Origin of the sequence: Afipia carboxidovorans OM5 (genome assembly GCF_000218565.1) — a bacterium.
Classification (GTDB): domain Bacteria; phylum Pseudomonadota; class Alphaproteobacteria; order Rhizobiales; family Xanthobacteraceae; genus Afipia; species Afipia carboxidovorans.
In genome coordinates, this window is the sequence record NC_015684.1 from 797,641 (window position 1) to 817,275 (window position 19,635).

The 19,635-nt window shown below is 62.2% G+C and carries 17 protein-coding genes; 10 read left to right on the forward strand and 7 right to left on the reverse strand.

Features of this window, described 5'->3' with window-relative positions; genetic code table 11:
• Positions 1-2: 2 nt before the first annotated feature.
• The 4 genes from xdhB to OCA5_RS03810 all read right to left on the reverse strand — a co-directional run bounded on the left by xdhB (position 3) and on the right by OCA5_RS03810 (position 6,087).
• The gene (gene xdhB / locus OCA5_RS03795) at positions 3-2,342 is read right to left on the reverse strand and encodes a xanthine dehydrogenase molybdopterin binding subunit (protein WP_012564496.1); all 2,340 of its coding nucleotides are present in this window, start codon (positions 2,340-2,342) and stop codon (positions 3-5) included.
• On the reverse strand, positions 2,335-3,834 hold the full coding sequence (gene xdhA / locus OCA5_RS03800; protein WP_012564495.1) for a xanthine dehydrogenase small subunit: 1,500 nt from the start codon (positions 3,832-3,834) through the stop codon (positions 2,335-2,337). Before xdhA ends, xdhB begins: the two co-directional genes overlap by 8 nt.
• 138 nt (positions 3,835-3,972) lie before the next feature.
• Positions 3,973-4,947: an ABC transporter substrate-binding protein gene (locus tag OCA5_RS03805; protein ID WP_012564494.1), complete on the reverse strand. Its 975-nt coding sequence runs from the start codon at positions 4,945-4,947 to the stop codon at positions 3,973-3,975.
• Between the two features lie 429 nt (positions 4,948-5,376).
• The gene (locus OCA5_RS03810) at positions 5,377-6,087 is read right to left on the reverse strand and encodes a GntR family transcriptional regulator (protein ID WP_012564492.1); all 711 of its coding nucleotides are present in this window, start codon (positions 6,085-6,087) and stop codon (positions 5,377-5,379) included.
• 271 nt (positions 6,088-6,358) lie between these two features.
• Here OCA5_RS03810 and OCA5_RS03815 point away from each other — a divergent pair, with 271 nt between their 5' ends.
• The 7 genes from OCA5_RS03815 to OCA5_RS03845 all read left to right on the forward strand — a co-directional run bounded on the left by OCA5_RS03815 (position 6,359) and on the right by OCA5_RS03845 (position 14,002).
• Entirely contained in the window at positions 6,359-7,312 is a 954-nt protein-coding gene (locus OCA5_RS03815) for an ABC transporter substrate-binding protein (protein WP_012564491.1), read from the forward strand.
• Between the two features lie 128 nt (positions 7,313-7,440).
• Positions 7,441-8,217, forward strand: coding sequence for an ABC transporter ATP-binding protein (locus tag OCA5_RS03820; RefSeq protein ID WP_013912853.1), 777 nt, complete (start codon positions 7,441-7,443; stop codon positions 8,215-8,217).
• Between the two features lie 15 nt (positions 8,218-8,232).
• Positions 8,233-9,051 (forward strand): ABC transporter permease, encoded by an 819-nt coding sequence (locus tag OCA5_RS03825; protein ID WP_012564489.1) that lies wholly within the window; start codon positions 8,233-8,235, stop codon positions 9,049-9,051.
• A 23-nt stretch (positions 9,052-9,074) separates the two neighbouring features.
• On the forward strand, positions 9,075-9,890 hold the full coding sequence (locus tag OCA5_RS03830) for a putative hydro-lyase (protein ID WP_012564488.1): 816 nt from the start codon (positions 9,075-9,077) through the stop codon (positions 9,888-9,890).
• 1 nt (position 9,891) lies between these two features.
• Positions 9,892-11,511 (forward strand): gamma-glutamyltransferase, encoded by a 1,620-nt coding sequence (gene ggt / locus OCA5_RS03835; RefSeq protein ID WP_012564487.1) that lies wholly within the window; start codon positions 9,892-9,894, stop codon positions 11,509-11,511.
• Between the two features lie 50 nt (positions 11,512-11,561).
• Complete coding sequence (locus OCA5_RS03840) at positions 11,562-12,782, forward strand: diaminopropionate ammonia-lyase (RefSeq protein ID WP_012564486.1); 1,221 nt, start codon at positions 11,562-11,564, stop codon at positions 12,780-12,782.
• 5 nt (positions 12,783-12,787) lie between these two features.
• Entirely contained in the window at positions 12,788-14,002 is a 1,215-nt protein-coding gene (locus OCA5_RS03845; RefSeq protein ID WP_244396090.1) for a M20 family metallopeptidase, read from the forward strand.
• Between the two features lie 228 nt (positions 14,003-14,230).
• Here OCA5_RS03845 and OCA5_RS03850 read toward each other — a convergent pair whose 3' ends face one another.
• Positions 14,231-15,004 carry a CoA-transferase subunit beta gene (locus OCA5_RS03850; protein WP_012564484.1) on the reverse strand — a complete coding sequence of 258 codons (774 nt, stop codon included), beginning with the start codon at positions 15,002-15,004 and terminating at the stop codon, positions 14,231-14,233.
• The gene (locus tag OCA5_RS03855; RefSeq protein ID WP_012564483.1) at positions 14,997-15,959 is read right to left on the reverse strand and encodes a CoA transferase subunit A; all 963 of its coding nucleotides are present in this window, start codon (positions 15,957-15,959) and stop codon (positions 14,997-14,999) included. Before OCA5_RS03855 ends, OCA5_RS03850 begins: the two co-directional genes overlap by 8 nt.
• A gap of 136 nt (positions 15,960-16,095) precedes the next feature.
• Here OCA5_RS03855 and OCA5_RS03860 point away from each other — a divergent pair, with 136 nt between their 5' ends.
• The 3 genes from OCA5_RS03860 (at position 16,096) to OCA5_RS03870 (ending at position 19,416) form a co-directional block, all read left to right on the forward strand.
• Complete coding sequence (locus OCA5_RS03860; RefSeq protein ID WP_012564482.1) at positions 16,096-17,154, forward strand: zinc-binding dehydrogenase; 1,059 nt, start codon at positions 16,096-16,098, stop codon at positions 17,152-17,154.
• Positions 17,155-17,247: 93 nt separating this feature from the next.
• Positions 17,248-18,621, forward strand: a complete 1,374-nt coding sequence (locus OCA5_RS03865; protein WP_012564481.1) for an acetate--CoA ligase family protein — start codon at positions 17,248-17,250, stop codon at positions 18,619-18,621.
• A 66-nt stretch (positions 18,622-18,687) separates the two neighbouring features.
• Positions 18,688-19,416: a GntR family transcriptional regulator gene (locus tag OCA5_RS03870; RefSeq protein WP_012564480.1), complete on the forward strand. Its 729-nt coding sequence runs from the start codon at positions 18,688-18,690 to the stop codon at positions 19,414-19,416.
• 25 nt (positions 19,417-19,441) lie between these two features.
• On the opposite strand, the gene ccoS is transcribed toward OCA5_RS03870, so the two are convergent.
• A complete protein-coding gene (ccoS, locus tag OCA5_RS03875) occupies positions 19,442-19,606 on the reverse strand; it encodes a cbb3-type cytochrome oxidase assembly protein CcoS (RefSeq protein ID WP_012564479.1) in 165 nt (54 codons plus the stop codon).
• Positions 19,607-19,635: the final 29 nt, after the last annotated feature.

Consider the following 19,635-nt stretch of genomic DNA (forward strand, 5'->3'; position numbering starts at 1 on the left):
GCTCAGCCGCTTTGGGCGCGCAGCCGCTCGATCGCCATCAGCACCCGCTCCGGCGTCGCCGGCGCATCGAGCCGCGGGCAGATGCAGTGGTTCGCGACGCTTGCAACCGCGTCCGACAACGCGTGCAGCACGGAGATGCCGTGCAGCAGCGGCGGCTCGCCGACGCCTTTCGAGCGATAGGAGATCGCCTCATGATTGCGCGACCAGCCGGTGAGCGCGACGTTGAAAATCTTCGGCCGGTCGGAGGCCAGCGGAATCTTGTAGGTCGAGGGCGCATGGGTGCGCAGGAATCCGTTGCGGCCCCAGATCAGCTCCTCGGTGGTGAGCCAACCCATGCCCTGAATGAAGCCGCCTTCGATCTGGCCGATATCGATCGCCATGTTCAGCGACTTTCCCGCATCGTGCAGGATATCGACGCGCTCGACGATATATTCGCCGGTCAGAGTGTCGATGCTGACCTCCGAACACGACGCGCCGTAGGCGAAGTAATAATACGGCTTGCCGAATGCCTTGGTGCGATCCCAACTGATCTTCGGCGTCTTGTAGAAACCGGTGGCGGACAACTGCACGCGGGCGAACTGCGCCTGCTTCACCAGATCGGCAAAGGTGATGCGCGTGCTGCCGACCTGCACGCAGCCCGGCAGGAAGGCGACGTCGTCCGGTGTGCCGCCATAGGTCTTGGCGGCGAAGGCGGCGAGGCGCTTGCGGATCTTGATCGCGGCATCGCGCGCCGCCATGCCGTTCAGGTCCGAGCCGGTCGAGCCCGCGGTGGCCGATGCGTTCGGCACCTTGCCGGTAGTGGTCGCAGTCGCCTTGATCTGCGAAATGTCGATGTTCAATTCCTGCGCGACGACCTGTGCGACCTTGATGTAAAGGCCCTGGCCCATCTCGGTGCCGCCGTGATTGATCTGCACGGAGCCGTCGGTATAGACGTGCAGCAGCGCGCCGGCCTGATTGGAATTGGTGTTGGTGAACGACATTCCGAACTTCACCGGCACCAGCGCGAGCCCGCGTTTGATGAAACGATTCTGCGCATTGAACGCACGAATCTCACGGCGGCGACGCGCGTACTCCGAGGTCTTTTCCAGCTCGCGCACCAGACGGCCGATGATGTTGTCTTCGACCTCTTGCCGGTACGGCGTGATGTTGCAATCGCGCGTGCCGTAGAAATTCGCCTTGCGGACTTCAAGCGGGTCCTTGCCGAGCGCGAATGCGATCTCTTCCATTACGCGCTCGCAGCCGAGCACGCCCTGCGGCCCGCCGAAGCCACGGAATGCGGTGTTGGACGCCGTGTTGGTGTAGAGCGGCGCGGACACCGCATGCACCGCGGGATAGTAATAGGTGTTGTCGCAGTGGAGCAGCGCGCGGTCGGCGACGGCACCGGACAGGTCCGCGGAATAGCCGCAGCGCAGCGCATAGTGATAGTCCACGCCGCGAATGCGGCCGTCGTCATCGAAGCCGACACGATAGCTGACGTTGAAGTCGTGCCGCTTGCCGGTGAGGCGCATATCGTCGTCGCGATCCGGGCGGATCTTGATCGGCTTGTTGAACTTCTGTGCGGCGAGCGCGGCAATCGCCGCGAACTGTGTCGCCTGGGTTTCCTTGCCGCCGAACGCGCCGCCCATCCGGCGGGTATGAATCTCGACGGCATGGAACGGCACGTTGAGAGCGTGCGCGACGGTCCGCTGCACCTCGGCGGGATACTGCGTCGACGAATAGACCATGATCTCGTCACCGTCGTTGGGCATCGCCATTGCGATTTGCCCTTCGAGGTAGAAATGCTCCTGCCCGCCGATGCGAATTTCGCCTGACAGGCTGTGCGGCGCGGATGCGATTTCTGCCTCGGTATCGCCGCGCGTGAGCACCAGCGGCTCGGTGACGAGCTTGCCATTTCTGGTGTCGATATCGGCGAAGTCGATCGCGGCGGGTAGCTCGTCGTAGTCGATCTTCGCGAGCGAGCAGGCGCGCCGTGCCTGCTCGCGGGTCTGCGCGATCACGGCGAAAAGGGCCTGACCGTCGAACTCGATCTTGTCTTTGGCAAGGATAGGCTCGTCCTTCCGGTTCATCGCGCTCATGTCGTTGAGGCCCGGAATGTCGCTCGCCGTGAGCACGCCGACCACGCCCGGCGCGGCACGCACAGCCGAGAGGTCGAGCGCGCGGATCATTCCGTGGGAGATGTTCGAGAGCGCGAGATAGGCGTGCAGCAGCCCGGCTGGCTCGGGCATGTCGTCGATGTAGACGGCGGTGCCGCTGACGTGGCGTGCGGCGGATTCATGCGCGACGCTGGTGTGAACGGCGCCGAAAGCCTGGGAGGGCAGAACTTCAGCCGCGGTTTTATCCATGATGCATCGCCTCGCTGTCGGGATGGCGCACGAGCCGAACCGCTTCTCCGGCCCCTTCGGTCTCCGCATGGAAACGGCGTAGAAGATTTTGCGCGACCAGCATACGATATTCCGCGCTGGCGCGCATGTCGGTCAGCGGCGCAAAGTCCTTGGCAAAGTTCCCGATGGCCGCCTGCACGGTGTCTTCCGTCCACGGCTGGCCGAGCAGCGAATCCTCGACCGCCTTCGCCCGCTTCGGGATTCCGGCCATGCCGCCATAGGCGATGCGGATCGTCTCGACGCAGTTGGCGTCATTGAGAGTGAGATGAAAAGCGCCGAGCACCGAGGAGATGTCTTCGTCGCGGCGCTTGGAGATCTTGTAGACCGCAAACCGGCTCGCAGGGTTGAGCTTCGGAATTTCGATCGCTTCCACGAACTCGCCCGGCTGGCGATCCTGCACCTTGTAGTCGATGAAGAAGTCTTCGAGCGGAAGCGTGCGCCGCGACTTGCCTTTGCGCAGGATCAACCGCGCGCCGAGCACGATGAGCGTCGGCGGGGTGTCGGCAATGGGCGAGCCGTTGGCGATGTTTCCGCCGATCGTGCCCATGTTGCGAACCTGCTCGCCGCCGATGCGCTTGAGCAGGCCGCTAAAAGCGGGAAAGTGCTTCGGCAGAATCGCAAACGCCTCGCTGTAGGTCAGCCCCGCGCCGATGGTGATCGATGCGTCGTTCTCCGTGACGCGCTTCAGCTCGTCGAGATGGCCGGTGAAGATTGCCGGGGAGATGGCGCGCATGTCCTTGGTGACCCACAGGCCGACATCGGTGGCGCCACTGACGATGGTCGGGTTGCGCTCGGTCGCGATCGCATCCGCCAGATCATCGACATTCGCGGGGAGAATGATGCGGCTGCCGCCATGCTCGATCTCGACGCGGCGGTTGTCGTGCAGCTTGTCGAGCCGGGTTTGAATTTCGTCATACGTCTGCTTGAGAGGATCGTCTGCGACGGAGCCGTAATGCGAGATCGTGCGCGCAGCTTTCATGACCGGCTCATAGCCGGTGCAGCGGCAGAGATTGCCTTGCAGCGTGCGCTCGATCGTTGCATCGGACGGGGAGGGGCTTGCGAGCCACATCGCATAAAGCGACATGACGATGCCCGGCGTGCAGAAGCCGCATTGCGAGCCATGCGTATCGACCATCGCCTGCTGAATAGGATTGAGCCGGCCATCAGGCTTGGTGAGATGCTCCACGGTGACGACGTGACAGCCATCAATGGAGGCGAGAAGGCGGATGCAGGAATCGACGGCTTCATAAACGAGCCGGCCGTCGCGAAGCCTGCCGATCAGCGTGGTGCAGGCACCGCAATCGCCCGCCGCGCAGCCTTCCTTGCTGCCAACCATGCCTCTGCGCAGGCGCAGATAATCAAGCAGCGTGTCGCTGGCTGCGACATCCGACAGCACGACATCGTGGCCGTTCAGGATGAAGCGAATGCAGGTGCGCGGGCCACTGTTACCCATCGGGGCCGTTCCATCCGGTCAGATACGGCCATCTAGATCAGGTGGCCGTCTTCATCATTGATGCCGGGCCTGAAGGCGTTTGTCCCTCAGGCCCGGCGGTCATGTCGTACCGCACTGGCGTCGGTGCGTTTCGTGCGCTCAGTTTCCGATGAAGCCAGGCGCGTAGACGTCGTTGACCGTCACCTTCGACTTCAGATCGAAAGCGTTGGACACGAGGTCGATGGTCTTCTGCAGAAGTTCGGGATCGATCGCGCCGGTCGGGTTCTCCGGGTTCTGGACCAGCGTCGCAACGGTGCGGGTCTCCGCCTCGCCGATATCGAGATCGATGTGCGAGTGGTTCTTCTTCAGAATCTGCGCAGCCTCTTCCGGATGGGCGAGCGAATACTTCAGGCCGCGATAGGTTGCGGCGAGGAAGCGCTTGATCGTGTCCGGATTGGACTTGATGAAGTTGTCGTTTGCGATGATGCCGTTGCTGTAGAACTTCATGCCGGCTTCGGCATAGGTGAAGCGCAGCATCTTTTTGTCGCCGATGGTCTTCTGGAACAGCGCCTGGCCCATCAGATAGTCCGGCACCGCATCGGCGCGGCCGAGCGACAGCGTGCCCGCGCGGGCGTCAGGCGTGATGATGATCCAGTTGATGGTCTTGTCGTCGATGCCGGCGGCCTTGGCATAGGCCGGGAACAGGTTCTTGAGCGCGCTCGCCGCGGTGTCGGCGATCCGCTTGCCTTCGAGATCCTTCGGCTTCTTGATGCCCGACGACTCCAGCGTGAAAATCGCGTGCGGCGGGTTGTGATAGACCATCGAGACGAGCTTCACCGGCGCGCCGTCGTTGCCGCGTCCGAGAATGACGATCGAGGCGTCCGCAAAGCCGAGCTGCGCGGTGCCTGCGGCGACCTGCTTCACCGAGTCAGCGGAGCCCTGTCCGCGGACGATGTTCACGTCGAGACCGACGTCTTTGTAGAAGCCTTTCTCTCGTGCCACGAAGTAATAGCTGTGGCGGCCCATGTATCCAAAGTCGGTGGTGAAGGTGATTTTCTCCTGTGCGGCGGCCGGTTGAGGCACCAGCGCGGAGAAAGCTGCAAGGCATATTGCGAGCTTTGATATTGATTTCATTATGGGAACCTCCCGTTGAACTGTCGATCAGGCTGTCGTTTCTTGCTTTTAGGTATACAAATTCATACTGGATACAATTGTCAAGGAAGCACACTGACGCTGCTTGCGCAGGCCCCCGGATCGCTTCGGAGGGCGTCGGACGAGCGTTTCCCGGGAAGGCGTGCGAATTCATTTCGCCGCGAAAAATCAGGATGATGGCGCGCTGGCGGTCAATGCGTGGGCTGCCTGCGGTGGCAGGGAGGCGTGCGCGCCCGATCCTCACGGTATGTTCGGCCGCCATGGGGCGCGTGGCGCGACTTTGCGTCGCGCAGGTGCCGTCGCCGGTCAGTATCGATTGCGATGCGATTGCCGTTTTACCCGGCGAACTGACGCAAGCTTGTATCAACGGATGGTAAGTAACGCGGCCCCGCCGATGTGACGAACGGCCTGTTACGACGGCGTGCGCGCGTTGATGCGAAGCCGGGCCATTTGCCGCTGGTCCTGCCGATGCGGGTTCTTGTTGCGCAGAACTTCCGCGACTTCGAGGCCGGTGCTGCGCAGATGGCGCTCGATCAGCCGCGTCGCGCCCGGAACGTCATTGGCGAGTACAGCTTCCAGCAGGCTGCGGTGTTCGTAGCGGTCTTCATCCATTGTGCCTGCGAGCGTTGCCTCGACGCGCAGGTAGCGTCCGGCGGCATCGATGTGCTGGCTGATCAATCTCAGGAGGCGCGAGCCCGCCGCGGCATAGAGAGCAAGGTGGAAGGCCTTGTGCGCTTCGGTCGAGGCATCATGCCGCACCTCTTCGAGCGCCTCCAGCGCCTGAATGGCGACCTCCTTGTGCTCTTCCGTGAAGCGCGGGATCGAACGGCGCAGTGCCAGTGCTTCCATCGCGGCGCGGATTTCGAAAATCTCGATCGCGTCTTCGGGGTCGAGCGGCGCAACGACCGCGCTGCGGTTCGGCCGGCTGATGACGAGTCCTTCGGCTTCAAGAAGGCGAATGGCCTCGCGCACAGGCGTGCGGCTAACGCCGTGTTGTTCGGCGATTTCGTCCTGCCGGATGACGTTATGAGCCGGAAGCGCGCCGCTCAGGATCGATTCCCGCAGCGTCTCAACCAGCCAGGAGACCGTTGACGCTGGTCGCAAATTGGATGCGTCCGTCATTTTGTATCCAGATGAAAATCGTCAGATCAGTGGGACGGCGCGTCGCACTTCACATCGATTACAGAGCTAATACACTATCTTACCTGTAACAAGGACGATTTTTCCGACTGTGGATGAGGGGATTGCCAAATTGAATTTTTGGATACATGATCCCAAAAATCGACGTCAAGAAAACACGCGATCCATGTGCATGCCGTCAACGAGCGCATGCATCAATGAGTGCCTTCGCTTGTGAAGGCCAAAGCTCCGGGGTTGGGGAGGGAGTACGCTGATGAAGTCCATCGTGAAATGGCTCACCATCGGGCTTGCGGTTGCCACAGCAACTGCGGCCAACGCTGCTGATAAAGTCTCGTTCGTTACGGATTTCGGCTATCTCGGCCGTCACGCCTATTACTTCGTGGCTCTCGAGAAGGGCTACTACAAGGAGGCCGGTCTCGACGTGAACATCGTTCGCGGGCAGGGCTCGGCCGATGCGGTGAAGCAGGTGGCATCGGGCTCCGCGGAGTTCGGCTTTGCCGATGCGGCTGCGGTGATCCTCGGCCGCGGCAACGACAACATCCCCGTCAAGATGGTGTCGATGATCTATTCGAAGGCGCCGCACGCGATCTTCGCGCTCAAGGATTCCGGCATCAAGACACCGAAGGATCTCGAAGGCCGCCGGATTGCCGATGCGCCCAACAGCGCGATCCCGCGTCTGTTCGAGGCTTATGCCAAGGCCGCCGGAATCGATTCCGCGAAGGTGAAGTGGAGCGTGGTCTCGAGCGATGCGATCGCCGCGAGCCTTGCGCTCGGCCGCTCCGACGCTGTTGGATATTATTCGATCAGCGAGGCGCTGTTGAAGAAGTCCGCCGGCAACAAGGAACTGGTGCAGCTCAAATACGCCGATGCGGGCCTCGACTTCTATAGCAACGGCATCATCGCCAGCGAAAAGATCCTCCAGTCGAATCCCGATCTGGTCCGTCGCTTCGTCGAGGCGACCTGGCGCGGGCTGAAGGATGCTGCCGCCAATCCCGAAGAAGCGGCGAAAATCCTGAACAAGTATCACAGCCAGATCGACGTTGATGTCGGCGCCGCGGAAGTGCGTGCCGTGGCAAGCCTCGTCGATATGAACGCTGCGGGTGCGATCGACGAAGCGCGGATGCAGAAGACCGTGGATATCGTCTCGGGTGCTTACGAGATGAAATCCAAGGTCAAGGCGCAGGACGTGTTCCGCTCCAAGCTCTAAGGCGCGCGTCACAACGCGTTTTGAAACGAACGGGCAGGGACATGCGTGTCCCTGCTTCGTCCAGCACGCCGGTCGCATGAGTCGATGTGGCCGAAACCAACAGTCTCTTGATGATGGAACTCGATCGCATGAATACAGCAACCGAGATCTCCAATAGCAAAGTTCGCATTGAAGATTTGCACAAGACGTACCTCGTCAAAGGCGGGCGTACGGTTGCGCTTCAGGATGTGAACCTGACTATCGGCAAAGATGAGTTCATTGCCTTGCTCGGGCCTTCCGGCTGCGGCAAGTCGACTCTGCTCCGGATTATCAGCGCCCTGATCAAGCCGTCCAGCGGCAAGGTGCTGATCAGCGACGAGCAGATTCTCGCACCGAGTCGCGATATCGGCATCGTCTTTCAGCAGGCGGTTCTGCTGCCCTGGCGCAACATTCTCGACAACGTGCTGTTGCCGGCGGAAATCCTGCGCCTCGATATGAAGAAGGCGCGCGAGCGGGCCTATCAGCTTCTGAAAATGGTTGGCCTCGAAGGTTTTGAGAAGCGCAGTCCGAACGAGCTGTCGGGCGGCATGCAGCAGCGCGCCGCAATCTGCCGCGCGCTGGTGCACAATCCCTCGATGCTTCTGATGGACGAGCCGTTCGCCGCTCTCGACGCGATGACCCGTGAAGAACTCGGCTTTGAACTGCTGCGCATCTGGGACATCGAGAAGAAGACGATCATCTTCGTCACGCACAACATTCCGGAAGCGATCCTGCTCGCGGACCGCGTCGTTGCGATGTCGCCGCGGCCGGGACGAATTTCCGAAATCATTGAAATCGATCTGCCGCGCCCGCGCACGCAGGGCATGGAATTCACGCCGGAGTTCAAGGCGTATTCCGATTTCATCCGCGACAAAATCGGTCATTGAGTAAGGAAGAATCCGTTGTCACAGAACACAGCCGCAAAGACCGCCCCCGCCTCGAAGGGTGAGGACGAGGTGCTGATTACGGGACCGAGGGTTCGCGACGCGACTCCGCCTGTCTTGACGTTTGTCGGGCTTCTCATTCTCTGGGAAGCGAGCTGCCGCTATTTCGAGATTCCGCGCTGGCTGCTGCCGTCGCCAGCGGACATCTATCAGGCGTTCCGCGAGTCCGGCCACGAATTGTGGGGGCACTCGCTGATCACGCTTTATGAAACGCTGGTCGGCTTCGCGCTCTCCATCGCCGTGGCGTTGCCGCTCGCGGTCATCATCGTGTGGTCGCCGATCTTGCGCAGGACGGTCTATCCGGTTCTCCTTGCCTTGCAGTCCGTTCCGAAAGTCGCCGTGGCGCCGCTCCTCGCGCTGTGGATCGGCTTCGGCACTCTGTCGAAGGTGCTCGTCGTATTCCTGATCTGCTTCTTCCCCATCGTGGTGGGTGCGACGACCGGACTGGCCTCCGTGCAGCCCGCGGTGATGGACCTGATCCGCTCGCTGTCCGCGACGCAGATGCAGACCTTCATCAAGATCCGCTTTCCGACGGCGATGCCGCACATCTTCGTCGGTCTGAAGATCGCTATCACGTTGGCCGTCATCGGCGCGGTGATCGGCGAGTTCGTCGGCTCGGAAGAGGGGCTTGGTTACATCATCCTCGTCTCGTCCTCGCAGGCGCGCACGCCGCTCGCTTTCGCGGCTCTCGTCCTCCTGACGGTCATGAGCGTCATTCTCTACTACATCGTCGAATTCGTAGAGAAGATCCTGGTGCCGTGGGCTCCGCGTAACTAACAAGTCGATTGGGAATGTCAGCCATGTCAGCACCGCGCCCCGTTTACGATCCGTCATGGGATCGGGCGAACCCCAATGAAGTCCGGCGTTCCATTCGCGAGCGCGGATACACCGGCTACACGGCGGGTCTCGCGCCGGGCTTTGTCCAGGCGAATATCTGCATCCTGCCGAAGGATTGGGCCGAGGATTTTCTGCTGTTCTGCCAGCGCAATCCAAAACCTTGTCCGTTGCTCACCCGCTCGGATGTCGGCGATCCGTCGTTGCCGGCGCTGTCCGACAACATCGATATCCGCACCGACGTGCCGCGCTATCAGATCTTCCGTAACGGCGAGTTCACCGAAGAGGTGACGGATATCCGTAGCCACTGGCGCGACGATCTCGTGACGTTTGCGTTCGGCTGCTCGTTCTCGTTTGAGGAAGCGTTGCAGGACGACGGCATTCCGCTGCGGTTTCTCGCCAATAATAATGTCGCAGGCGTTTATGTCTCGACCATGCCGACCGAAGCGGCGGGGCCGTTTGAAGCGCCGTTGATCGTCACCATGCGCTCTTTCACGCCGCAGAATGCGATCCGCGCGATCCAGATCACCTCGCGTTTTCCGAACGTGCATGGCGCGCCGGTGCACATCGGCGATCCAGCGCAGATCGGCGTCGATCTCGCCAAGCGCTACCAGAATGTCGGCGATCCCACGGTCGGCGAGGGCGAGATTCCGGTGTTCTGGGCCTGCGGGCTGACGCCACAGTTTGCCGTGATGAAGGCGAAGCCGCCGTTCTGCATCACGCATGCGCCTTCCTCGATGCTTGTCACCGATCTGCGCAACTCCAGCCTTGCGGTGATGTGAGATGTTGTCGAAGCGCATGTCCGACGCGCCGTATCGGGATTTCGAGCGGCCGGGGAAGTCTGAGGCGTTCGGCGAGAACGGCATGGTCGCGACGTCGCATCCGCAGGCGACGATTGCCGCACTCGATATCTTGCGCGCGGGTGGTAACGCCATCGATGCCGCCGTGTGCGCCGCCGCCGTGCAGGCTGTTGTCGAGCCGACGCAAACCGGCATTGGCGGCGATTGCTTCGCGCTGATCCAGCGCGAGACTGAAACGGCCCCGACGGCGTTGAACGGATCGGGCTGGTCGCCTGCAAAGGCCGATGCAGCACATCATCGCGCCCGCAAGGAGACGGCAATCGATCCGCGTTCGCCGCACGCAGTGACCGTGCCCGGCTCGATCGCGGCATGGGAGAAGCTGCTCGCGGATCACGGCACGATGGATTTCGCGCGCGTGCTCGCACCGGCAATCAAGTTTGCCGAAGAGGGCTGCTGCGTGCCCGAGCGCCTCGCGCGCGATTGGGAGCGGCAGACCGACAAGCTGAAGGCCAACCCGGCTGCAAACGCGATCTTCCTGAAGCACGGCAAGCCGCCGCGCCCCGGTGACGTGCACAAGCAGCCGCTGCTTGCAGCGACGCTGCGCGCGGTCGCAAAGCGCGGCAGCGATGTCTTTTATAAAGGCGAACTCGCTGAGCACATGGTGTCGACGTTGCAGGCCGTCGGTGGTTTGCATGAGGTTGAAGACTTCGCCGAATTCGTGCCGGAGTACGTGACGCCGATCTCGGCCAATTATCGCGGCTACGATCTCTGGGAATGCCCGCCGAGTGGCCAGGGCCTTGCGGTTCTGTCGATGGCGCGTGTGCTGGAAGGCTTTCCGCTCGGCGACTGGAATCCGATGGGCGCGGAGCGTCTGCATGTTCAGGCGGAAGCAGCGCGCATGGCCTATGCCGAGCGCGACCTGTTCATGGCGGACCCGCGCACCGGCGCGGTGCCGGTTAAGAGCCTGCTGTCGGATGCAAATATCGGCAAGCTGCGCGGCGCGATCTCGCTGAAGCAGCGCATCGCGGACATCAAGCCGTTTGTGCAGGTGCCGCATCGCGACACGGTGTTTGTCTCGGTGGTGGACCGCGACCGCACCATGGTCTCGCTGATCAATTCGATCTTCGACGATTTCGGCTGCGGCATCGCCTGCCCGAACACCGGCGTCATCTTCCACAATCGCGCCTGCTCGTTCTCGCTGGAAGAAGGTCACCCGAATGCGCTCGCGGGGCGGAAGCGGCCGATGCACACGATCATCCCGGCAATCCTTGCCAAGGATGGCAAGGCGGTGATGTCGTTCGGCGTCACCGGCGCGCATTTTCAGCCGATGGGGCAGGTGCAGATTCTGACGAACGTCGTCGATTACGGCATGCCGATCCAGGCCGCGATCGATTTCCCGCGCATGTTTGCGATGGGCGATACGTTTGAACTTGAACGCGCCATTCCTGATGAGGTCGGCGCGAAGCTGCAGGCGATGGGCCACAGCATCACCCGCCCCGTGAATCCGCTCGGCACTGCGCAGGCGATCTTCATCGATCGCGAGCGCGGCATTCTTCGCGGCGGCGCCGACGGCCGTCGCGACGGCCTTGCTCTTGCTTACTGAAATCCCTGGAACACAGAGCTGCACCAGCAGCCGCTGAGGAGTGTGTTGACATGACGATTATCCCCGGGTCGATCCAGCTCGTGGAGAACCCCAAGGCGAAGCGCGACGAGAGCTACGCCAACGGCGTTCGCGAGACCATTCTGGGTGGAGCCGCTTTCGATTTCGCCAAGCAGGAGATCACGTCCTGGAACGGATATCAGAAGACGCGGCTGTGCGAATTGCCGGGGCTTGCGCGTGCGCTCAAGGTGAAGAATATTTTCTACAAGGACGAAGGCAGCCGGTTCAATCTCGGCAGCTTCAAGGCGCTTGGCGGTGCTTACGCCGTTCTGCGCCTGTTGCAGAAGGAAATCGAAACCAAGACGGGGCAGGTGGTGCGCTCGAAGGCGATCGTCGATCGCTCGTTCGCTGACATCGTCTCCGGCATCACCGTGACTTGCGCGACGGACGGCAACCACGGCCGTTCGGTGGCGTGGGGCGCGAACCTGTTCGGCTGCAAGTGCGTGATCTATGTGCACGAGACCGTCAGCAAGGGCCGTCAGGATGCTATCGCGAAGTATGGCGCCGAAGTGCGCGTCGTGCCCGGCAACTATGACGATGCCGTGCGCAAGGCGGCGCAGGATGCGGCCGAGAACGGCTGGTTCGTGGTATCCGATACGTCCTATGAGGGTTACACCAGCGTGCCGCGCGACGTCATGCAGGGCTACACCGTGATGGCCGAAGAGAGCGTCGAGCAGATCGGCGAGAAGCCGACGCATATTTTCGTTCAGGGCGGTGTTGGCGGACTTGCCGCTGCGATCTGCGCGTATTTCTGGGAACAGCAGGGTGCGGCGCGTCCTTATTATGTCGTGGTCGAGCCCGACCGCGCCGATTGCCTTTATCAGAGTGCGAAGGCTGGCAAGCCGGTCGCCGTGCATGGTGCGCTCGATACCATCATGGCGGGCCTTGCCTGCGGTGAAGTCTCGATCATCGCCTGGGAAATTCTTTCCAGGGGCGCCAACGCCTTCATGACCATTCCGGATTCCGCTGCGGCCGAAGCCATGCGCGTTCTGGCGTCCGCGCCTTACGGTGATGATCCGATCGTCGCCGGCGAGTCCGCGGTTGCCGGTCTTGCGGGTGCGATCCTCGCTGCGAGCGATGCCGATGCGCGCGCGCGGCTCGGCCTTACCGAGGACAGCGTTCTGTTGTTCTACGGCACCGAAGGTGCGACCGACGCTGCGGTCTACAAGCAGATCGTCGGCCGCACACCAGAAGACATTCTCGCGGTGGCGTGATGGCGATGACGGAGGAGCAAACCTTTCTCGACAAGATCGACGCGGAAATTTCCGCGGAGCGTGACAACCTGATCGCGTTCTGCGGCCGGCTGGTGCGCGAGCCGAGCGAAAGCCCACCCGGCGAGACGCTCGGTGTCTCCAAGGTGGTGCAGGCGTATCTTGGCGAACACGGCGTCGCGTCCGAGGTGGTCGCGTGCGATCCGAATGCGCCGAATCTCGTGGCGCATCTCGGCGAGGGGGCAGGACGACATATCGTCTACAACGCGCATATGGATACGATGCGCCCCGGCGATGAAAGCTGCTGGAGCGTGCCGATCCTTGAGCTGACGCGGAAGGATGGCCGCCTTTACGGGCTCGGCATGGGCAATATGAAAGGCGGCCTGGCCGCGATGTGCCTCGCCACCGCCGTTCTCGCGCGGCATCGCAAGGAACTGCCCGGCCGTCTGACGATGACGGCCGTCTGCGACGAGGTGATGTTCGGCGACCGTGGTGCGGTGCATCTTCTTGCTGCGCGCCCCGATGTGCATGGCGATTACATGATCAGCGGCGAAGGGCCGGGGTTCATGAACATGGCGCCCGCCGAGAAGGGGCTGCTGTGGCTCGATGTCGAGACCACGGGTGATGGCGGTCATTCCTCGCGCGCGATGAATGGCGAGACGGCGGTCGGCAAGCTCGTGGCGCTGCTCACCAAGGCCGATGCGCTGAACGATGTCTATGCCGAAATTCCCGCCGAGATTAATGGCGTGACGGGTGGGCCGGAGAATACTGGCCTGCGGTTGTCGTTCAGCGCGGGCGTCGTGCGTGCCGATGGCGTGCGCAGCCTTATCGCCACCTCGGCGCGGGCCGAGATCGATGTGCGTTTGCCGCCCGGCATCACTGGGAAGGAGATCGAGCAGCGCGTGCGCGCACTCGGCTCCACGGATGGCATCAGCGTGCGCGCGGTGAAAGGCTGGGACGCAAGCTGGACCTCGTTGTCCAATCCGGTCGTCACGGAGATGATGGCGGCTGCCACCACGGTGCGGGGCGCGCGGCCCGATATGGTCGTGCGTCTGCCGGGCAGCGATGCACGGCGCTGGCGCGACCTCGGCGTGCCGTCCGTCTGTTACGGTCCGCAGCCGACGCTCTCGGCTGGTGTCGACGATTACGCCGAGGAGCAAGCGGTGCTTGACTGCGCCCGCGTCTACGCGCGCGCCGCGTTGCGGCTGATGAAGCACGGATAGAGCAAATTCAGGTTAGACGAAATCAGCTACTCGCCATGCCCGGCGTTATGCCGGGCATTCACGTCCTAGAAAATCAATAAGGAAAGGCGTGGATGGCCGGAGCATGGGCGAACGGAAGCGATGACGCTCTTCGGGTGGCTATGCCCGGCCATGGCGGGCCCCTCTATTTTCGTGGGAACGTGAAGTTTTCTGAAGAAGATTGCTTCTCAGAAAATCGGACGTGAAAATTCAGCCCGTCAAAAGCCGTTCGGTATCGAGCGCGCGGAGCAGGGCCAGCTCCTGCGCGCGCGGCGCTTCGGTGGTGGTGACGTTGTCGGCGAAGTCGAGCTTGAAGCCGGTCTGGGCCTGAATGTGCTCGCGCGTCACGCCGGGATGAAGCGCCTCGACGCGCATGCGCTTGGTGTCCGGCGCAAATCCAAGAATGGCGAGATCGGTGATCACCCGCCACGGGCCGCCGAGGGTCAGGCCGCTGTCGTGCCGGCTGGTGCCGCCGCGAAGCCAGCCGGGGCTGGTGATGAACTCGACCTTCTCCACGAAGCGGCGCCGCTCGTGTTTCATCGTCACGATCAGATCGGTCAGGCTGGCGATGTCGTTGCCGCCGCCGCTGCCCGGCAAACGCGCCGCAGGTTTCTCATCAGTCGCGCGGATCAGCGAACTGTTCAGATTGCCGTAGGGATCGATCTGCGCGCCGCCGACGAATCCGACATCGACATGGCCGCGCTGCAACAGCAGCAGAACCTCGGTGCTGCCGAGCACCATGTTGGAGCGATGGGCGCCGCGTTGATCGTTCGTCGAGGGCGGAATCCATCCGGGCTCGATCGCCGCACCGACCACGCCGCCTTCGAACAGAATGGTGAGCCCCGGTGCGTGTGACTTCTGCGCAAGGCACGCCGCGAGCAGCGGAATGCCGATTCCGGCAAAAACGACCTCGCCGTCTTTCAAGCTGCGCGCGCTGAGAACGGTCATCAACTCCCGATCGGTACAGGCGATCCTGTCAAGCATTAGGCGTCGGTCTTTCTACGGCCTGCTCCGCATCGGCGATGGCGTCCTTGCCGATGAGAGAAAGATAATCGTCCCAATTATACGGCGAATAGAAGTAGCGATCGAGATAGTCGTGTAGCGCTTTCGCCGGGTCGAGGTTAGCCGCTCTGGCGTAGGCGTCCAGATGCGACATGATCGGCTCATAGAGACCGTAACATTCATGCGGAATCGAACCATAGGGCACTTCCACAACGGCATCGACGCACAGGAACGGAATCACCGTGCGGTCCGGAGCATCGCGGATATCATCGTTGGGGATGATCTTTTCCGTGGTGAGGATCACGCGGTCTGCCGCCATTGCCATGTCGAGGTCCATAAAAGTCATGCCATCGATCTGCGCGTTGCCGTATTTGTCGCAACGCTGCACATGAATGATCGCGGTCTGCGGATTGAGCGCGGGCACGAGCAGAACCTTGTCGCCGGTGAACGGGCAATTCATCTCGTGCACCTCGGGGCGCTCCGCCTGCACGTCGGAGCCGAGCATGGTGCGCACGGGCATGAACGGCACGCCCATCGCGCCTGCTTTCAGCCGCATGCCGAGCGCGAGATGACTCCATTCCTCAAAGCTTGATGGATCGTTCGCGACGTGTTGCCGCATCACGCGCGACACGCCCCACATGATGCCCTGGCTGAACCAGCTCGTCACCACGCGCCGCGCGAGACCGGAGGCGAGAAGGATATCGCCTTCGCTTGTTGCGATCGGCCGATAGCAGACGAGATCCTTCCGGCGCGATCGCACCAGTTGCCAGATCATCGCCATTGGCGTGCGCGACATCATGCTGCCGCCGACGCCGACATGCTCGCCATCGGCAATCAGCGCCGCGGCAGCTTCCAGGCTCATGGTCCTGTCGCGCAGGCTGCGGTCCCGGCGCTTCTGGGTCGCGCGCAGTTGCGAAGGCGATTCATTGCTCATCATCACGGCACCAAATTTCTTGTGCGAACCCGGCTTTACTTATGTATAAATTTGTATACTAAATAATACCAAGCTCGGCAAGAAGGTCCAGGCAGGACCGGCGACGAAGCCAAAAATGGGAAAGCCAACGGAGACACAGATGATCCCTGCAAAGATGAAAGCCGCGTATTATCAAGAGTATGGCGAGCCGGACGTGCTGAAATACGGCGAGCTTCCGACCCCGGTGCCTGGCCGTGGCGAAGCACTGGTGAAGGTCAACATGGTCGGCCTCAACGGCTACGACCTGATGGCTCGCTCCGGTCGCTACAAGCCGAACAAGGGCAAGTTTCCCCACGTTCTGGGCGGCGACTTTGGCGGCGAACTCGTAGCGCTCGGGCCGGAGACGACGAGCGACATCGCCATCGGCACGCGTGTGACGAGCTGGTGGGTGGTGCCGTGCGGCACCTGTGAGCAGTGCATGGGCGGCTTCCCGAACCGCTGCTCGCGCAACTATCGCTATCTCGGCGCGCATCTGCCGGGTGCCTACGCGCAGTATGTGAAGCTGCCGGCACATCACCTGATCGCTCTTCCGGATTCGGTGACCGACGAGCAGGCGGCCTCTTTCGCCAACGCTTTCGGTACGGCCTGGCACATGGTTGTCGTGCGCGGGCAGGTGCGCCCCGGCGAAACCGTGCTGGTCAACTCGGCAAGCTCCGGCGTCAGCATGGCGGCGATTCAAATCTGCAAGAATCTCGGCGCTTACGTCTATGCGTCCTCGAGCGCGCAGTGGAAGCTCGACAAGGCCATCGAGCTCGGCGCCGATGAGGTGCTGAACTACAACGAGGTTGATTTCCCCGAGGAAATCATGAAGCGCACCAAGAAGCGCGGCGTCGATGTCGTGATCGAGCATGTCGGCGGCGACTTCCTCGGCAAATCGATCCGTTGCCTCACCCGCGGCGGCCGTGTGGTGACGGTTGGCGGCACGCGCTCCTACAAGTGCGAGATCGACGTCAACTACGTCTTCCACAAGGAGCTGCAGTTGGTCGGCTCCAACAGTGCCACCAAGCTCGATCTCGACGCGATGATCCCGATGCTGGCGAGCGGCAAGCTGCGCTCTATCGTCGACAAGGTGTTCCCGCTGAGCGAGGCGGCGGAAGCCCATCGCTATCTCGAATCGGCGAAGCAGTTCGGCAAGGTCCTGCTGCGCATCGAGCATTAACCTCAGAGAGCGTGGCGGCTGTTCGCGGTCGCCACGCTTGTCTCGTTATCGCCTCTCCTTCGTCAGCCGTCTCTCGTCAGGAAGTTTTCCGCCATGCGCGATGTTCAACCTCTCATTGCTCCCCGTTCCATTGCTGTGATCGGCGCCTCGACCAATACGGCAAAGTCCGGAGGCATTCTGTTCAGCAACCTCGTCAGCGGCGGCTTCAAGGGCGGGCTTTATCCGATCAATCCGAAGGCCACGGAAATCCTGGGCTGCAAGGCGTATCCGAGCCTCGCCGATGTGCCGGAGCCGGTGGACCTCGTTTATATCGTGCTGCCGAGCCAGCACATGGAAAGCTCCATCGTCCAGTGCGTCGAGGCGAAGGCGAAGGCCGCCTGCATCATCACCGCGGGCTTTGCGGAAGCGGGCCCCGAGGGCATCGCGCTGCAGGACAAGATTCGTGAGATCGGCCGCAAGGGCGGTTTGCTGATGGCCGGACCGAACACCATCGGCATGGTCAACACCGATGTCCGGATGATGGGCAGCTTCGTCAATTTTCCGCGCTGGGAAGAGGGCGGCATTTCGCTATTCACCCAGACCGGCATTTTCACCGGCGCGGTGATGCGCCAGATCATGGACAGCGACGTCCAGCGCCCGCCGATTTCCAAGAGCATCGATGTCGGCAACAAGATCGACGTCGATGAACTCGACTTCCTGCACTTCGCTGAAAAGGATGAAGGCACCAAGGTCATCGGCTTCTACATCGAAAGCATCCGCGACCTGCCGGGCTTCGCTGCCAAGGTGAAGGAGATCAGCCGCACCAAGCCGGTGGTGATGCTGAAGCCGGGCCGGACCGCGTTCGGCAAGATGGCCTCTGCATGTCACACCGGTTCGCCGCCCTCCGACGACACTGAGGTCACTGCCGCGCTGAAGGGCAGCGGCATCCTGCGCGTCGACGACGAGGAGGAGTTCGTCAACGTGCTGCGCGCGCTGGCCTATCTGCCGCGCCCCAAGGGCCGTCGTCTCGGCATCGCGACGACAAGTGGCGCGCTCGGCGTCATCGCCAGCGACTATGCGTCCGATTTCGGTTTCGAGCTGGCGCAGTACAGTGAGGCGACGCTCAACAAGATGGAGACGGTGTTTCCAGACTGGTTGAGAGCGGCCAATCCGTTCGATTTCTGGATCGGCATCGACGTCAAGGGGCCGCGCGAGGCGCACGAGATCGGCCTAGAGGCTGCGTTCGCCGACCCGAATGTCGACCTTGTTTTGTGCACGCTGTTGGCGCCGCCGAACGCGGACTTCCCGGAGATGGGCGCTCTGCTGCGCCGCCTGCGCGAGACCTACGACAAGCCGGTCGCGCTCGTGCTCTATGGCAGCGCCGCGGCGCGCTGGACCCAGGAAATCGAAGGCGCCGGAATTCCGGTGTTCTCGAACGTGCGGGCCGGTGTGCGGACGCTGTCGCTGATTGCTCAGGAGCCTGCCTGAGCAAGATACGCGTTTGCAGGGAAGCCGGATGAGGATATCTACTCTAAGGGAATCGCAGGAACGACCTTGGCAGTCCAAACTCAAAAACGCCGCTTCCAGAAAAACGAGCGCCCCAAGCCGGAAGGGCTGGAGGGCGTTGCGCGGAATCCGGGCGAGGCGCTGGGAGACTTCGCCGCGCGGATTCTGCGCGAGGCGATCCGCACCGGAAAGCTTCGCCCCGGTGGGCATCTGCGGGAAGCCGATTTCGCGGACTGGCTGGGAATCAGCCGCACGCCGGTGCGTGAGGCATTTCACACCATGATCTCCGAGGGCCTCCTTGTGGCGGGCCCCTGGAATGGCGCGAAGGTTGCCGAACTCGACAACCAGCAACTGGTCGAGCTTTATGCCGTGCGCGAAGTGCTGGAAGGCGCGGCAGCGAGCTTCGCCGCCATGCATGCATCGCGTGCCGAGATTGAGAACCTGTTTCGAATTGCCGAGCAGGAAGCGGCGTCCGCCGACGATCCGGACAGGCTGGTACAGATCAATTCGGATCTACACTCGGCGATCTATGAGGCGTCACACAACCGCTATCTGCTGCGCTCGCTGCATTCGGTTGTCGATACGCTGGGGCTTGTCCGCCACTCATCCTTTGTTCTGAAGGGCAGCATCGAGCAGGCGCGTCAGGAGCATCTCGGCATTCTCGAAGCAATCCGGGCCGGTGACGCGGCGCTTGCGGGGCAGCGCGCGCGCGAGCATGTCGGCAATGCGCTCGTGCTGCGGCTCGAGCTTCAGCGGATGTCGTCGTCATCTAAATAGACTTCGACAGGAGCGGGACTGCGCCTCAGTGGCTCCCGGCCTTGCCGTCGGAGTCGTTGTCGAGCAGAACCCGCTCGCCCGCGCCCTCGAGGTCCTCGTACTGGCCGCTCTGCAGCGCCCAGAGGAAGGCGGCAAGGCTCACACATCCGAAAACCAGCGACACCGGGATCAGATAGACGAGGGCGTTCATGCGCTCCCTCCTATCAATGAGCGATCGAT

What these genes read in the sequence shown, in the direction of transcription:
- xdhB (WP_012564496.1), bottom strand. Translation starts at nt 2,342, where the DNA reads ATGGATAAAACCGCGGCTGAAGTTCTGCCCTCCCAGGCTTTCGGCGCC.
- OCA5_RS03840 (WP_012564486.1), top strand. Translation starts at nt 11,562, where the DNA reads ATGACGATTATCCCCGGGTCGATCCAGCTCGTGGAGAACCCCAAGGCG.
- OCA5_RS03820 (WP_013912853.1), top strand. Translation starts at nt 7,441, where the DNA reads ATGAATACAGCAACCGAGATCTCCAATAGCAAAGTTCGCATTGAAGAT.
- OCA5_RS03865 (WP_012564481.1), top strand. Translation starts at nt 17,248, where the DNA reads ATGCGCGATGTTCAACCTCTCATTGCTCCCCGTTCCATTGCTGTGATC.
- xdhA (WP_012564495.1), bottom strand. Translation starts at nt 3,834, where the DNA reads ATGGGTAACAGTGGCCCGCGCACCTGCATTCGCTTCATCCTGAACGGC.
- ggt (WP_012564487.1), top strand. Translation starts at nt 9,892, where the DNA reads ATGTTGTCGAAGCGCATGTCCGACGCGCCGTATCGGGATTTCGAGCGG.
- OCA5_RS03805 (WP_012564494.1), bottom strand. Translation starts at nt 4,947, where the DNA reads ATGAAATCAATATCAAAGCTCGCAATATGCCTTGCAGCTTTCTCCGCG.
- OCA5_RS03855 (WP_012564483.1), bottom strand. Translation starts at nt 15,959, where the DNA reads ATGATGAGCAATGAATCGCCTTCGCAACTGCGCGCGACCCAGAAGCGC.
- OCA5_RS03810 (WP_012564492.1), bottom strand. Translation starts at nt 6,087, where the DNA reads ATGACGGACGCATCCAATTTGCGACCAGCGTCAACGGTCTCCTGGCTG.
- OCA5_RS03830 (WP_012564488.1), top strand. Translation starts at nt 9,075, where the DNA reads ATGTCAGCACCGCGCCCCGTTTACGATCCGTCATGGGATCGGGCGAAC.
- OCA5_RS03860 (WP_012564482.1), top strand. Translation starts at nt 16,096, where the DNA reads ATGATCCCTGCAAAGATGAAAGCCGCGTATTATCAAGAGTATGGCGAG.
- OCA5_RS03815 (WP_012564491.1), top strand. Translation starts at nt 6,359, where the DNA reads ATGAAGTCCATCGTGAAATGGCTCACCATCGGGCTTGCGGTTGCCACA.
- OCA5_RS03850 (WP_012564484.1), bottom strand. Translation starts at nt 15,004, where the DNA reads ATGCTTGACAGGATCGCCTGTACCGATCGGGAGTTGATGACCGTTCTC.
- OCA5_RS03845 (WP_244396090.1), top strand. Translation starts at nt 12,788, where the DNA reads ATGACGGAGGAGCAAACCTTTCTCGACAAGATCGACGCGGAAATTTCC.
- ccoS (WP_012564479.1), bottom strand. Translation starts at nt 19,606, where the DNA reads ATGAACGCCCTCGTCTATCTGATCCCGGTGTCGCTGGTTTTCGGATGT.